The sequence below is a fragment of the Rhodopseudomonas boonkerdii genome (assembly GCF_021184025.1).
Classification (GTDB): domain Bacteria; phylum Pseudomonadota; class Alphaproteobacteria; order Rhizobiales; family Xanthobacteraceae; genus Tardiphaga; species Tardiphaga boonkerdii.
In genome coordinates, this window is record NZ_CP036537.1 from 1212605 (window position 1) to 1226467 (window position 13863).

General features: G+C 62.1%; 14 protein-coding genes. 10 read left to right on the forward strand and 4 right to left on the reverse strand.

Annotation, left to right across the window (positions count from 1 at the left end; translation table 11 throughout):
* Positions 1-814 precede the first annotated feature (814 nt).
* Complete coding sequence (locus E0H22_RS05645; protein WP_233026154.1) at positions 815-1066, reverse strand: hypothetical protein; 252 nt, start codon at positions 1064-1066, stop codon at positions 815-817.
* 194 nt (positions 1067-1260) lie between these two features.
* Between E0H22_RS05645 and E0H22_RS05650 the strand changes: the two genes are divergently transcribed.
* The 6 genes from E0H22_RS05650 to E0H22_RS05675 all read left to right on the forward strand — a co-directional run bounded on the left by E0H22_RS05650 (position 1261) and on the right by E0H22_RS05675 (position 7965).
* Positions 1261-3342, forward strand: a complete 2082-nt coding sequence (locus tag E0H22_RS05650) for a M3 family metallopeptidase (protein WP_233024672.1) — start codon at positions 1261-1263, stop codon at positions 3340-3342.
* Positions 3302-3991 (forward strand): DUF1007 family protein, encoded by a 690-nt coding sequence (locus tag E0H22_RS05655; protein WP_233024673.1) that lies wholly within the window; start codon positions 3302-3304, stop codon positions 3989-3991. Before E0H22_RS05650 ends, E0H22_RS05655 begins: the two co-directional genes overlap by 41 nt.
* Before the next feature lie 101 nt (positions 3992-4092).
* Positions 4093-5220, forward strand: a complete 1128-nt coding sequence (locus E0H22_RS05660; RefSeq protein ID WP_233026156.1) for a nickel/cobalt transporter — start codon at positions 4093-4095, stop codon at positions 5218-5220.
* 38 nt (positions 5221-5258) lie between these two features.
* Entirely contained in the window at positions 5259-6296 is a 1038-nt protein-coding gene (hemH, locus tag E0H22_RS05665) for a ferrochelatase (protein ID WP_233024674.1), read from the forward strand.
* Positions 6297-6528: 232 nt separating this feature from the next.
* On the forward strand, positions 6529-7509 hold the full coding sequence (locus tag E0H22_RS05670; RefSeq protein ID WP_233024675.1) for an SPFH domain-containing protein: 981 nt from the start codon (positions 6529-6531) through the stop codon (positions 7507-7509).
* Positions 7510-7521: 12 nt separating this feature from the next.
* Positions 7522-7965: an NfeD family protein gene (locus E0H22_RS05675; protein ID WP_233024676.1), complete on the forward strand. Its 444-nt coding sequence runs from the start codon at positions 7522-7524 to the stop codon at positions 7963-7965.
* Here E0H22_RS05675 and E0H22_RS05680 read toward each other — a convergent pair whose 3' ends face one another.
* Positions 7966-8304: a winged helix-turn-helix transcriptional regulator gene (locus tag E0H22_RS05680; RefSeq protein WP_233024677.1), complete on the reverse strand. Its 339-nt coding sequence runs from the start codon at positions 8302-8304 to the stop codon at positions 7966-7968.
* Between the two features lie 70 nt (positions 8305-8374).
* Here E0H22_RS05680 and E0H22_RS05685 point away from each other — a divergent pair, with 70 nt between their 5' ends.
* A complete protein-coding gene (locus E0H22_RS05685; protein WP_233024678.1) occupies positions 8375-8914 on the forward strand; it encodes a carboxymuconolactone decarboxylase family protein in 540 nt (179 codons plus the stop codon).
* An 18-nt stretch (positions 8915-8932) separates the two neighbouring features.
* On the opposite strand, the gene E0H22_RS05690 is transcribed toward E0H22_RS05685, so the two are convergent.
* Complete coding sequence (locus tag E0H22_RS05690; protein ID WP_233024679.1) at positions 8933-9940, reverse strand: KpsF/GutQ family sugar-phosphate isomerase; 1008 nt, start codon at positions 9938-9940, stop codon at positions 8933-8935.
* A gap of 215 nt (positions 9941-10155) precedes the next feature.
* Here E0H22_RS05690 and E0H22_RS05695 point away from each other — a divergent pair, with 215 nt between their 5' ends.
* Positions 10156-11838 carry an outer membrane beta-barrel protein gene (locus tag E0H22_RS05695; RefSeq protein WP_233024680.1) on the forward strand — a complete coding sequence of 561 codons (1683 nt, stop codon included), beginning with the start codon at positions 10156-10158 and terminating at the stop codon, positions 11836-11838.
* A gap of 25 nt (positions 11839-11863) precedes the next feature.
* Here the strand turns inward: E0H22_RS05695 and E0H22_RS05700 are convergent, their stop codons facing one another.
* Entirely contained in the window at positions 11864-12136 is a 273-nt protein-coding gene (locus tag E0H22_RS05700; protein ID WP_233024681.1) for a hypothetical protein, read from the reverse strand.
* 155 nt (positions 12137-12291) lie between these two features.
* On the opposite strand from E0H22_RS05700, the gene E0H22_RS05705 reads away from it, so the two are divergent.
* Positions 12292-12474 carry a hypothetical protein gene (locus E0H22_RS05705; protein WP_233024682.1) on the forward strand — a complete coding sequence of 61 codons (183 nt, stop codon included), beginning with the start codon at positions 12292-12294 and terminating at the stop codon, positions 12472-12474.
* Positions 12475-12484: 10 nt separating this feature from the next.
* On the forward strand, positions 12485-13834 hold the full coding sequence (locus E0H22_RS05710) for a sensor domain-containing diguanylate cyclase (protein WP_233024683.1): 1350 nt from the start codon (positions 12485-12487) through the stop codon (positions 13832-13834).
* The last annotated feature ends 29 nt before the right edge of the window (positions 13835-13863 follow it).

Consider the following 13863-nt stretch of genomic DNA (forward strand, 5'->3'; position numbering starts at 1 on the left):
AAAAGCAAATATGCGTAAGATCGAAGCTCTTCGGCGGCGTCACGCGATGGAGGCGGACGAGCCAAAACGCTCGGATCAAACTGTGCTGCCGTGGATTGGTTGGGAGATTTCCCGCCCGCACACCTGGCAATGAAGGACAAGCCTTTTCAGTAGCCCGCGCCGGCGTTGGACTGCCGGTAGAGACCAAAAAAGCCCGCTCCGTCGTTGCTTTAAGTCGCGTCCCCCGTTGAGAACGAGGTGCGCCGGTTCGCCTCCGGCTGCCAGTCACGGTTGCAAAGAGCAAAGTCGCCTTCATCAAGGCATCCCTGGAGAGAGATGCTGGCCTCCCGCAATGTCTCTTCGAAGAGAAAGATCTCTTCGAGGGATTGGCGAGCGACCCTCGGCTTCTTCGCCCCTTGGCGGCTGTCCGGCCTCTTGTCCGGATACCTACCGACTGACACACGACCACAGGCACGTGCGAAATTGGGCAAGACCGCAAATAGGTTCTTTGGCCCCCTCTCGCAACATCTTTTTTGAGGTGATGGGCAATTTTATCAACGCGCGCCCGCGACGTTGCAAACGGGACGCAGTGGGAGCCGCGAAGATGAACGAACGTTAACGGTGGAGGCGCGTTTGCGCCTAGCGGGCTAGCCGTTTGCGACGATTCCTTGGCGGAGATGTGAAGTATCGAAATGAACGCTGAGGAGGATCGCCGCGCTCTCACTCGTCACCCTCCGCGAAGGCAGCGGATCCGGTGAGCGGTGTCGGTCATCGCAGGACGCGGGCGCCGGCGTCGACTGGTTACCCGGTCGAGCCGGGCAACGGCAGGATGGGTTCAGCCCTTCCGCGTGAAAGGCTCGACGCGGGCTGCGGTGCGCATGAAGGCCGCCATGACCGCCACGCCGCACAGGAATAGAACGACCTGAAGCACGTGTTCGCCGAAGGTATCCAGACCGAACAGGATCGAAAGTGCCCATCCGCCTGCGAAGGCCGCGCCAAAGACCTCGGCGCCGATCAGGATCGCCGCCGAAATGACGGTGATGACGCTGGGCCAGTTGATGCGGCGGGATCCGGTGGAGGTGGTCATGGTCGATAAGGTCCTGTTTGCGCGCGCAATCTCTCCGAAAACGCCCGCTGCGGCAAGCGCCAGCCTTTTGTTTTGACGCGTTTTCTCGACCTGATTCAGCATCCGGATCGCTCGAAAACGCCCCGGAAGGCTCAAAAAAGCCCCATGCGTGGTATAGTTTCGCGCATAATTTGGGCCGTAAAGCAGGATTTATGATGTCGGACACGCAGGTTTCGCCGGTTGCGTCGAAAGGTCTCGATAACCCCCTTCTGAAGCCGTGGCAGACCCCGTTCGAGACCCCGCCCTTCGACGAGATCAAGCCGGAACATTTCATGCCGGCCTTCGAGCAGGCCTTTGCCGACCATGCCGGCGAGATCGCGGCCATCGTCAACGACCCGTCGGCTCCCGATTTCGCCAACACCATCACCGCGCTGGAGCGCGCCGGCAAGCTGCTGTCGAAGGTCGCGGCGGTGTTTTACGACCTCGTGTCGGCGCATTCCAATCCCGCGATCCTGGAGATCGACAAGGAGGTGTCGCTGCGGATGGCGCGGCACTGGTCGCCGATCATGATGAATGCGGTGCTGTTCGGCCGCATCGCGGCGTTGCGCGACAGGCGTGCCGACCTGCATCTCAAGCCCGAGCAGGAGCGCCTGCTGGAGCGGACCTATACGGGCTTTCACCGTGCCGGCGCCGGCCTCGACGATGCGGCCAAGGCGCGGATGGCGGAGATCAACGAACGTCTCGCCCATCTCGGCACTACCTTCGGCCACCATCTGCTTGGCGACGAGCAGGAGTGGTTCATGGAGCTCGGTGAGAACGACCGCGACGGGCTGAGCGAGAGTTTTGTCGCTGCGGCCAAGGCGGCCGCGGAAGAGCGTGGCATGGCCGGCAAGGCGATCGTCACCACCTCGCGCTCGTCCATGGAGCCGTTCCTGCAGAGCTCGACCCGGCGCGATCTGCGTGAGAGGGCCTACAAGGCCTTTATCCAGCGCGGCAACAACGGCAATGCGAACGACAACAACGCGACCATCGGAGAGATTTTGAAGCTGCGCGAGGAACGGGCGAAGCTCCTCGGCTATCCGACCTTCGCGGCCTATCGCCTGGAAGATTCCATGGCGAAGACGCCGGAGGCTGTCCGCAACCTGCTGGAGCGGGTCTGGAAACCGGCTCGTGCCCGCGCTCTGGCCGATCGCGATGCGCTGCAGGAGCTGATCGCGGAGGAGGGCGGCAATTTCAAACTCGCCGCCTGGGACTGGCGTTACTATGCCGAGAAGCTGCGCCAGCGCCGCGCCAATTTCGACGATGCGGCGATCAAGCCCTATCTCGCGCTCGACAACATGATTGCCGCGCAATTCGATGTGGCAACGAAACTGTTCGGCGTCACCTTCCACGAACGCAAGGATGTACCTGTCTGGCATCCCGACGTACGTGTCTGGGAGGTGAAGGATAGCAAGGGTGAGCACAAGGCGCTGTTCTATGGCGACTATTTCGCGCGGTCCTCGAAGCGCTCGGGCGCCTGGATGACCTCGCTGCGCGATCAGCAGAAGCTCGACGGCGATACGGCGCCGCTGGTGCTCAATATCTGCAATTTCGCCAAGGGCACGAACGGTCAGCCGTCGCTGCTGTCACCGGACGATGCACGCACGCTGTTCCACGAATTCGGCCATGGATTGCACGGCATGCTGTCCAACGTGACCTATCCCTCATTGTCGGGAACCTCGGTCTTCACCGATTTCGTCGAGCTGCCGTCGCAGCTCTACGAGCACTGGCAGGAGCGGCCGGAAGTGCTGCAGCAATTCGCTCGGCACTACCAGACCGGCGAGCCGTTGCCGGACGACCTGCTCAAGCGCTTCATCGCTGCCCGTAAATTCAACCAGGGCTTCGCGACGGTGGAATTCGTGTCCTCCGCGTTGATCGACCTCGAATTCCATACCCAGCCGGCGTCGGCCTCCATCGATGTTGCGGCCTTCGAGAAGAAGGAGCTGGAAAAGATCGGCATGCCCGAGGAAATCGCGCTGCGGCACCGGCCCACGCAGTTCGCTCACATCTTCTCCGGCGACCATTATGCTTCGGGATATTACAGCTACATGTGGTCGGAAGTGATGGACGCCGATGCGTTCGGTGCCTTCGAGGAAGCCGGTAATATCTTCGATCCTGCGACGGCCAGGCGGCTGCATGACGACATCTATTCGTCGGGTGGCTCGGTGGACCCGGAGGCGGCTTACATTGCGTTCCGCGGCCGCCCGCCGGAAGCCGATGCGTTGCTGCGACGGCGTGGTCTGCTGGACGCGGCGTGAGGTGCGAAACGTGATTCGGAGCCTTCTCGGATTGCTCGCCATCGCGACCGTGTCTTTGAGCGGTATCGCCGCCGCGTCCGCGCATCCTCATGTCTTCGTCGCGGCGCGGAGCGAATTGCTCTATGCGCCGGATGGTACCATCACCGGCGTCCGCCACGCCTGGACGTTCGACGACATGTTCTCGACCTACGCGCTGCAGGGAATCCCAAGCAAGACGCCGGGCACCTATACGCGCGAGGAGCTGGCTCCGCTGGCCCAGACCAATGTGGAGTCGCTGAAGGAATATGCCTTCTTCACCTTCGCCAAGGCGGATGGCAAGAAGGAACGCTTCAACGATCCCATCGACTACTATCTGGAAAAGACTGACCTCGGTCTGACCCTGCATTTCACGCTGCCGTTCAAGACGCCGTTCAAGACCAAGAAGCTGGCGCTGGAAGTTTTCGATCCGTCCTTCTTCATCGACTTCAGTCTGGAGAAGAAGGACCCGATCAAGCTCGTCGGTGCGCCCGCCGCCTGCACGATGGGAATCCAGCGGCCGTCCGACGGCGCCGCCAAGGCGCAGACCATGAATGAAGACACCTTCATGAACGGCGAGAACAGCAATTTCGGCGCGATGTTCGCCAACAAGGTGACGGTGGACTGCCCATGAGTTCGCATATCTCTCCACGTCCTGCCCAGGCTTGTCCCGGGCATCCAACTTTGGCTGCGCGTATCGGAAGATGGATGGCCGGGGCAGGCCCGGCCATGACGATGCTGTTGTGTGTGGGGCTTGTCACTGTTGTCATCGCCGACGCCTCGCTGCATCACGCCTTCGCGCAAAACCCGTTCGGTGCGCCCAAGGGCGCCGCGCCGGACTCGCAGGTCGGCGGCATCGTCGGCTGGCTGCTGACCAAACAATCCGAATTCTATCGCGCGATCTCCACGACGATCCGCGCCGCCAAATCCGATGGCAGCGCGGTATGGACCCTGCTTGGCATCTCCTTCCTCTACGGCATCTTCCATGCCGCTGGTCCCGGTCATGGCAAGGCGGTGATCTCGTCCTATCTCGTCGCCAATGAGGAGACGGCCAAACGCGGCATCGTGTTGTCTTTCGTCTCGGCGCTGATGCAAGCGCTGGTGGCCGTGCTGATCGTCGGCATCGGTGCGTGGCTGCTGAACGTGACAGCGCGGACCATGTGCAGCACCGAACGCGTGGTGGAGATCGCCAGCTACGGCCTGATCGCCGCCTTCGGCGCCCGACTGGTCTGGATCAAGGGGCGCGGTTTCTTCCGCGCGATCAGGCCCTCGCTCGGTGCGAGCGGTCCGCAACTGGCGGTGGCGCATGCATCCGCCCATGCGCACAGCCACACCCACGATCACGGGCATGATCACCACCATCACCATGATCACGGCCATGCGCATGCCCATGCGGCTCATGCGGAAGCTCACTCTCACGCTCATACTCATCATGGTCACGCCGACCACCATCATGCCCATGACGAGCACTGCGATCATTGTGGCCACTCCCATGGCCCGACGCCGGATCAGCTCGCCGGCCCCGGCGGCTGGGCGCGCGGGCTGTCGGCAGTGCTGACCGTCGGCATCCGGCCGTGTTCGGGGGCGATCCTTGTGCTGGTGTTCGCGCTGGCGCAGGGCCTGTTCTGGGCCGGCATTGCCGCTACGTTCGTGATGGGCCTCGGCACCGCCATTACCGTGGCCACCATCGCGGTCATCGCCGTTTCCGCCAAGGGCCTTGCCGCGCGCTTTGCCGGGAGCCGGGATGGTTCCGGCGCGCTGGTGATGCGCGGGATTGAACTGGGCGCCGCGGCTTTGGTGCTAGTGTTCGGCGTCGGCCTGCTGCTCGGCTATCTCGGCACCGAACCCGTCAGGTGTTTCTAATTGACAAGCCCGGGCCAAAGCGCGAAGCCAGCGGCATCATGACCGACGCTGTTCCCCTCGAGAAAACGCCGCCCGTCGCTGCTGCGCTGCCGGAGCGTGTCGGCGTGCTGCTCGTCAATCTCGGCACGCCCGACACCGCCGATGCCAGAGGCGTTCGCGTCTATCTCAAGGAATTCCTGTCCGACGCCCGGGTGATCGAGGATCAGGGGCTGATCTGGAAGCTGGTGCTGAACGGCATCATCCTGAACACGCGGCCGCGCAAGAAGGCGCTCGACTACCAGAAGATCTGGAACACCGAGAAGAACGAGTCGCCGCTGAAGACGATTACGCGCGCGCAGTCCGAAAAGCTGGCGGCGTCGCTCGGCGACCACTCCCATCTCGTGGTGGATTGGGCGATGCGTTACGGCAATCCGTCGATGCGCGACCGTATCAATGCGCTCGCCGCGCAGGGTTGTGATCGCATCCTCGTGGTGCCGCTCTACCCGCAATATTCGGCGGCGACATCGGCGACGGTCTGCGACCAGGCGTTCCGCGTGCTCGCCGAGATGCGCGCCCAGCCGACACTGCGGGTGACGCCGCCCTACTACGTCGATGCCACCTATATCGATGCGCTCGCGATCTCCATCGAGAAACATCTGGCGACACTCGACTTCACGCCGGAGATGATCGTGGCTTCATTCCACGGCATGCCGCAAAAATACATCGACAAGGGCGATCCCTATCAGACGCAATGCGTCGCCACCACCGAAGCACTCCGCGAGCGGCTCGGACCGAAAGCGCCAAAACTTCTGTTGACCTTCCAGTCGCGCTTCGGTTTCGACGAGTGGCTTCAGCCCTATACGGACAAGACCATCGAACAGCTCGCCAGGGATGGCGTGAAGCGCCTCGCGGTGGTGATGCCGGGCTTCTCGGCGGATTGCCTGGAAACCCTCGAGGAAATCGCGCAGGAAAACTGCGAGATCTTCCTGCACAATGGTGGCGAGAAATTCTCCGCGATCCCGTGCCTGAATGACAGCGACGAGGGCATGGATGTGATCCGCCAGCTGGTGCTCCGCGAATTGCAGGGTTGGATCTAGTACACTCTACTCATCCTGAGGAGCCGCGAAGCGGCGTCTCGAAGGATGACCGTGGCCTCGGCGCCAAGCCAGCTCATGGTTCGAGACGCGGCTGTTCGCCGCTCCTCACCATGAGGGGCTGAGACGTATGAGGTCCCTCGCTTTTCCTCGCGTCGAACCTTAAAATCTCCGTGAACGACAAAACAGCGGGACGCGATGCTTCGCGCGTCCATTTTGCCGCAGGGAGACACCGATGTCCGGTTTTGATATTTTTGCCATTGCCATTGCACTGCTCATCATCTTCACGCTGTTCGCTGGCGTGAAAACAGTGCCGCAAGGTTTTGACTGGACCATCGAGCGTTTCGGCAAGTTCACCCGCACGCTGTCGCCCGGCCTCAATCTTATCATTCCCTATTTCGACCGTGTTGGCCGCAAGGTGAACATGATGGAACAGGTGATCGACATCCCCGAACAGGAAGTCATCACCGCGGACAACGCGACTGTGGGCGTTGACGGCGTCGCCTTCTTCCAGGTGTTCGATGCCGCCAAGGCGAGCTACGAGGTCTCCAACCTGCATCAGGCGATTGTCGTTCTGACCATGACCAATATCCGCTCGGTGATGGGCTCGATGGATCTCGACAAGATGTTGTCGCATCGCGACGAGATCAATGAGCGCCTGCTGCGCGTGGTCGATGCTGCCGTGGCGCCGTGGGGCATCAAGGTCAATCGTATTGAAATCAAGGATATCGCGCCGCCCGCCGACCTCGTCGAGGCGATGGGCCGGCAGATGAAGGCCGAGCGCGTCAAGCGCGCCGACATTCTGCAGGCCGAAGGCCAACGGCAGTCGGAAATTCTCCGTGCGGAAGGCGCGAAACAAGCGCAGATTCTGCAGGCCGAGGGCCGCCGCGAAGCCGCTTTCCGCGATGCCGAAGCGCGCGAGCGCGGCGCCGAGGCTGAAGCCAAGGCAACGCAGATGGTGTCGGAAGCGATCGGCCGTGGTGACGTCGCAGCGCTGAACTACTTCATCGCGGACAAATACATTAAGGCATTCGGCCAGCTCGCGGAATCGCCGAACCAGAAGGTCATCATGCTGCCATTGGAGGCTACCTCCATGCTTAGCTCGTTGGCCGGCATCGGGGAAATCGCCAAGGCGACCTTCGGTGAGCAGGCCGCTGCCGCGCAGGCTGCGCGTCGCACCGGCTCGGTCCCGCCGACCACACCGCCGCGCAGCTAAAGGTATCACGCCATGGCAGAGATGTTCGTCACCCTCGGCACCTGGAATTGGCTGATCCTCGGTGTGCTGCTGATGGCGCTGGAGCTGCTGGCGCCGGGCATCTTCCTGTTCTGGCTCGGCCTCGCGGCGTTTCTGGTCGGGATGCTGTCCTTCATCATTACGCCGGGCTGGCAGCTGCAGATGCTGCTCTTCGCGCTGTTCGCCGCTGCTGCAGTGCCGGTCTGGCGCCGCGTCGCGCAGCAAAAGCCTGGCGCCAATCCGAATCCGTTTCTCAACAAGCGCACCGACGCCATGATCGGCCGGGTCTGCACGCTCGACCGTCCCATCGTTGATGGCTCAGGCATCGTGCGGATCGACGACACCGTCTGGCGCGTCAGCGGCCCCGACCTGCCAGCCGGGACGAAGGTGAAGATCGTGAAGGCGGATGGCGCGAGCCTGACCGTGGATGTGGCCTGACTATCGCTCCTGCGACTTCCGCCAGCGTTCGGCAAAGTGGTGAAGAGGCAGAAACGTCGCAAGCAATTCCTGTCCGATCTCCGTCAATCGATAGCCACTGCCCGATTGCAGTTCGACCAACCCGGCTTGCCGGAGTTCTGCCAGTCGTGTTTGCAGAACGGTCGGTGAGGCGTCGTCGCATAATTCGCGGAGAGACCGTGAAGTCTGGGTGCTCTCCCGCAATTCCCAGATGATCCGGAGCGTCCAGCGACGGCCGAGCAAATCGAGCAGAGCCATGATCGGCTTGCCTGTTGTCGAACCGCGAACGGCTTTTTGGTTCTTCGGGAGAATTTCCGTCATCGAAGCCTCTTGTCAGGCGCTACAGAAAATGTAGCATTCTGCTACAATATTTGTAGCATGGAGATGGCCGATGTCACGCGTAGAACCGCTGCAGCCTCCGTATGATGCTGAAACCCAGACTCAATTCGATGCGATCATGCGCGGCGCGCCTCCGCTCGTCCTGTTTCGCGTCCTTGCCGCCCAACCACGAGCGTGGAGAAAGTTCCGCAATGCGGCTCTGCTCGATCCCGGGCCGCTGTCTTTGCGCGAGCGAGAGATCGTCATCGACAGGACCTGCGCCCTGACGGGATGCGAGTACGAATGGGGTGTCCACATCGCGATTTTCGCGAAGGCAGCGAAACTGTCGGACGAGGAGATCCGGGCAACTGTCGATGGCGGCGCCGATGCTGCGTGTTGGTCGGCAGCTGAGCGAGTTCTGATCGAAGCTGTCGATGCCTTGCATTATACGGCGACGTTGAGCGAGGCAGAGTTTGGCAATCTGCGCGCTAGCTTTAGTGAGGCGCAGATTCTCGAGCTGATGATGCTCTGCGGCTTCTATCGCACGGTGTCGTATATCGCGAATGGCCTCGACCTTCCGTTGGAAACGAAGGGAGCGAGGTTTCCGCGGTAGCGGTGTCGAGCTGCCAACTTACGCCACGCCCGCGCGCAGCAAATCGTGCAAATGCACAATCCCGACCGGCTTCCGGCCATCGGTCACCAGCAGCGCGGTGATCTTTGCCGCATTCAGAATCTCCAGCGCCTCTCCGGCGAGCAGGTCGCGGCTGATGGTCTTGGGATTCTTCGTCATCACTTCGTCGACCGATACCGTTATCAGGTCGGCGCGCATGTGACGGCGGAGATCGCCGTCGGTGACGATGCCGACCACGTGGCCACTGCCGTCGACGATGCCGACACAGCCAAAACCCTTCGCCGACATCTCTACCAGAGCATCCGACATCTTGGTGCCGAGCGGCTTCAGCGGCACGGCGTCGCCCTGATGCATGAGGTCGCGGGTGTATTTGAGGAGGGCGCCGAGCTTGCCGCCCGGATGCAACACGCTGAAATCGCGGGACGTGAAACCGCGGCCCTCCAGCAATGCGATCGCCAGCGCGTCGCCCATGGCCAGCATCATCAGCGATGATGTCGAGGGCGCGAGATTGTGTGGGCAGGCCTCGCGCGCTTTCGGCAGCGTCAACGCGATATCGGCGGCCTGCGCCAGCGTCGAGCCGGCTTCGGAGGTCATCGCGATCAGACCGATGCTGAAGCGGGTCGCGTAGGTGATGAGATTCTTCATCTCCGGCTGCTCGCCGGACCACGACATCGCCAGGATGACGTCATCTGCGGTGATCATGCCAAGATCGCCATGGCTGGCTTCGGCAGCATGGACGAAGAAAGCCGGTGTACCGGTCGAGGCAAAGGTCGCGGCGATCTTGCGGCCGATATGACCGGACTTGCCGAGGCCGGTGATGATCAGGCGGCCCTTGGCGCTGCGAATCAGATCTGCGGCAGCCGCGAAGGCCGGGCCGAGATCGGCCTGCAATGCGGTGGCGAGCGCGGTCACGCCGCTGGCTTCCGCTTCCAGCGTGCGCAGCGCCGAGGCGATGGCCTCGCTGGCCTGATCGCTCATGGTTGAAGTGGGGGTTTTGGAAAGCGCCATTGGTCGTGTCCTGCGGCTGGTCCGCCAGCCATTTGATAGCCGTCCTTTAGCACGCTGCGGTGCTGGAAGCGAAACGCCGGGCGGGTATCTCAACTGCCCATTAACCATAACGGTTTTAACTCCCTTAACCATGAGTTGTCGCCCGGCTGCCCGCCGCGGATGGCGACGAAATTGTCCAAGTTTTTGATGGCGTTGGAGTTTTTGTGGTCGTGAGGATGCGTCGGGCAGACCGGACGAAGAACCGCGCACGGGCGACCGGCGCGGTGTCGGCGTGTCTGTGCCTCGCGCTTGCGGCGCCGTCCCCTGCTTTTGCGCAGGCTTTGACCTCCGATCTGCTCGCGCCAGTTCCCGGCGGCTTCGTGCAGCCCGAAAATCTGCCGTCGCGACGACCCGGCAGCAATGTCCTGCAGTCGCGGGGAACGTTGCAGAGCAGTCTGTTGTCGCCGGAGCGGGCGCAGCAATCGGTCGTCACGTCGCCGACTCCTGCGGCGTCCGGCGCCGCCGTGACCGGCTATGACGCGCTCAACCGCAAGCGCCAGCAGGTCAAATATTATCCGGGCCAGCAAAGGCCGAAGCGTCCGGTCGGCCCCGGCAGCCCGCCGCCGCTCGTGCAGGAGACGCGGCCGATGCCGCCGTCGGCCAAGGCTGCCAAGCCGCCTGTTGCGCCTGCCATCGCGGGTACGATCATCGGCCAACCCGCGCGAAAGCGCCTGCCGATCGATCCCGATCCCTATGCGCCCACGGGCATCCGGGTCGGCAGCTTCCTGGTCAAGGGCGCGGTCGAGATCATGGGCGGCTATAGCGACAATCCTGCGCGCCTTTTGCAGCCGAAGGGCTCGTCGCTCTATCAGATCGCGCCGGAGCTGCTTGCGGCTTCCGACTGGTCGCGGCATTCGGTGATCGTCGATTTGCGCGGTTCTTTCACCGGCTACGCCAACCAGTTCCCGTCAGCGGTGCTGCAACAAGTCTCACCGTCCCCCGAGAACGTCGATCGCGCCGAATTCAACGGCAAGATCGCTGCTCGTATCGACGCGACGCGCGACACCCGCATCAATACCGAGGCGCGCATGCGCGTTGGCTCCGATAATCCGGGCAGCCCAAACATCCAGGCAGGTCTCAGGGACTTTCCGTTATTCACGACCACCGGCGCCACGGTCGGAGTCGAGCAGGATTTCAACCGCCTCCAGTTGAAGATGGATGCCCTGGTGGATCGCACCGTCTATCAGGACTCCAAACTGACGGATGGAACGTCGACGAACAACAGGGACCGCAATTTCAATCAGTATGGCGGCGTTGGCCGCGTCAGCTACGAAGTGTTGCCGGGACTGAAGCCGTTCGCGGAAATCCAGGGTGACGTGCGTGTGCACGATCAGCAGGCTGATCGCTTTACCTATCTGCGTGATTCAAGCGGCGGCTACATCAAAGCCGGCACGACCTTCGAATTCACGCGCATGCTGACCGGCGAAGCATCGGTCGGCTATCTCGCGCGCAAATACGAAGATCCACGCCTCGAAGTGCTCAAGGGCCTGTTGACCTCGGCTTCTCTGGTGTGGACGGCAACGCCGCTGACCACGGCGCGCTTCATCACGACGACGTCCATCGACGAAACCACGGTGCCCGGTGTTCCCGGCGTGCTGACGCGACTCTATACGGTGCAGGTCGATCACGACTTCCGGCGCTGGCTTACCGCGGTCGGCAAGTTCACCTATGGCACGCAGGATTATCAGGAGAATTTCCGCTCCGATAAGATCTATTCGATCGAAGGGAACCTGATCTACAAGATGAGCCGTGAACTCTGGGTCAAAGGGCAGATCCGGCGCGACATACTCAATTCGAATGTCGCGGGCGCCAGCACGGCGGCGACCGTCGTGATGCTCGGCGTGCGGTTGCAGCGCTAGCCGACTTCGCAAGGACGGAAGAGGGTTACTTCCACTTTCGCAGGAACTTCGCCGTCTTCCGGTTGAACCTCACGCCGGATCCGTCGGGCAGGCGGGTCGCCACGAAGCCGGCCGCGATACAGGCCTCGCGCTGGGGCATCTGCTCTTCCGGCGCCCGGTCGGTTTCCCACCATGACGCGCGCTGCGAAGCCCGTGGCAGCGCGTCGTCCATGATCTCTTCGATGGCATCCATGGTCAGGACGAATTCGTCCTTGGTTTGGGCTGCGAGATAGGCTCGCAACAGCTCATAGTCGGGCACGGATAGTCCTCGGAAAGTTAGACGTCGAAACCGTCATACGCGGCTATCAGGTCTTGCGCCACCTTCGCTTTCGGTAACGAAGCACCATGTCGCGTATCGTCCCAATCCTCGCAATGCTTCGTTAACGTCGTGGGGAGCCAGCATCGGGTATTTAAGTGCCCGGCAAGCTTTCGCATGCGATGGGTCGCCGCGGGAGTTTTATTTATGCATTTTTGGAAGTCAGTGATTTCGATACGACAGTGGCCGTCATCGGCCAAACTGTTGATTCTGTCATCGCTCGTGACGATTGTCTGTTTTTCCGCCATCTGTGGCAGCGTCATGCTGGACATGCGCCATAGCGAACGGGCGTTGGCCAAGCAGACCAGCGAGAATCTCGCCACCTCGATCGATTCCGATGTGGGCCGCACCATCGAGCAATATGATTTATCGTTACGTGCAGTCGTCTCGGGCATCAATACGCCCGAGATCGGCCAGCTCAGCCGCGAGCTGCGCCAGTTGATCCTGTTTGACAAGGCGGCCTCGTCCGCGCAGTTCGGCGCCATCCAGGTGTTCGATGCCGATGGCAATCTCGCGATCGAGGCCGGTTCGCTCGACCCGGCGAAGGAAAACAGGGCGAGCGAGGATTTCTTCAAGGTCCACCAGCTGGACGGCGAGCGTGGCCTGTTCATCGGCGTGCCCCGGATGCATCGCGGCGTCTATGCAATTGCACTCAGCCGCCGCATCACCGATGCCGAAGGTAACTTCGCAGGTGTCGTCGCCGGCTCGATCCGCTTTTCCTATTTCCTCGATCTGTTCGATCGGCTTCGCCTCAATCCCGGCGAGACGATCACGGTGATTCGGCGTGATGGCGTCGTGGTCATGCGTGCGCCGTTTGATTTGAATGTCATCGGCAGAGATCTCGGCAAGACGCCCCGCGTCATGCGAGTGCTCGCGCGTGCCAATGGCAGCTATTCTGGCGTCGGCGCCGTCGACAAGATCAAACGCCTGTTTGTTTGGCGTGATAGCGGCCGGCCGTTGATCGTCATCGTCGGAAAACCATGGGATGGCATCTATAGTCTATGGCAGCGCCAGGCATGGCGCATCGGCGCCATCATGCTGGCGCTGATCGCGTTCATCAGCGTGGGAACGGTGTTTCTTGCCCGAGAGATCGGCCGCCGGGCCCGAGCCGAAGACCGGCTCGAAGAACTTGCCACCACCGATGCGCTTACGGGCCTGCGCAACCGTCGCAAATTCGATGGCGCGATCGAACTGGAATGGCACCGTGCCATGCGCACCGCCAGGCCGATCGCCTTGCTGCTGGTGGATGCCGATTATTTCAAAGTCTACAACGATACATTCGGGCATCAGGCGGGCGATCAGGCGTTGGTAGCCATCGCCGGCTGCGTCTCCGCCGCGGCGAAGCGTGCGGGCGACTGCGCCGCGCGCTATGGCGGTGAGGAATTTGCCGTATTGCTACCCGGGGTATCGGAGCGCGATGCGCGCGAGATTGCCGAGACTATCCGCCAGCGCGTGGAATCCCTTCCCGCCGATCCCGCGCAGTTGTCGGTCAGCATCGGCATCGCCAGCATGCGTCCGCTGGTAACCATGGAATGGACCGAACTGGTGGAAGCCGCCGACAAGGCGTTGTATGCGGCTAAAGCCGCCGGCCGTAATCAATGCGTCGTCGCCGAGGATACTCATCGTTCGCTGGCGGCTTGATGCTGAACCTGCAGGGCGGGTGGCGCTCC

Bases quoted from the DNA above. Each gene is read 5' to 3' on its own strand.
- E0H22_RS05645 (WP_233026154.1), bottom strand. From the start codon at position 1,066: ATGACCACCTCCACCGGATCCCGCCGCATCAACTGGCCCAGCGTCATC.
- E0H22_RS05650 (WP_233024672.1), top strand. From the start codon at position 1,261: ATGTCGGACACGCAGGTTTCGCCGGTTGCGTCGAAAGGTCTCGATAAC.
- E0H22_RS05655 (WP_233024673.1), top strand. From the start codon at position 3,302: ATGCGTTGCTGCGACGGCGTGGTCTGCTGGACGCGGCGTGAGGTGCGA.
- E0H22_RS05660 (WP_233026156.1), top strand. From the start codon at position 4,093: ATGCTGTTGTGTGTGGGGCTTGTCACTGTTGTCATCGCCGACGCCTCG.
- hemH (WP_233024674.1), top strand. From the start codon at position 5,259: ATGACCGACGCTGTTCCCCTCGAGAAAACGCCGCCCGTCGCTGCTGCG.
- E0H22_RS05670 (WP_233024675.1), top strand. From the start codon at position 6,529: ATGTCCGGTTTTGATATTTTTGCCATTGCCATTGCACTGCTCATCATC.
- E0H22_RS05675 (WP_233024676.1), top strand. From the start codon at position 7,522: ATGGCAGAGATGTTCGTCACCCTCGGCACCTGGAATTGGCTGATCCTC.
- E0H22_RS05680 (WP_233024677.1), bottom strand. From the start codon at position 8,304: ATGACGGAAATTCTCCCGAAGAACCAAAAAGCCGTTCGCGGTTCGACA.
- E0H22_RS05685 (WP_233024678.1), top strand. From the start codon at position 8,375: ATGTCACGCGTAGAACCGCTGCAGCCTCCGTATGATGCTGAAACCCAG.
- E0H22_RS05690 (WP_233024679.1), bottom strand. From the start codon at position 9,940: ATGGCGCTTTCCAAAACCCCCACTTCAACCATGAGCGATCAGGCCAGC.
- E0H22_RS05695 (WP_233024680.1), top strand. From the start codon at position 10,156: ATGCGTCGGGCAGACCGGACGAAGAACCGCGCACGGGCGACCGGCGCG.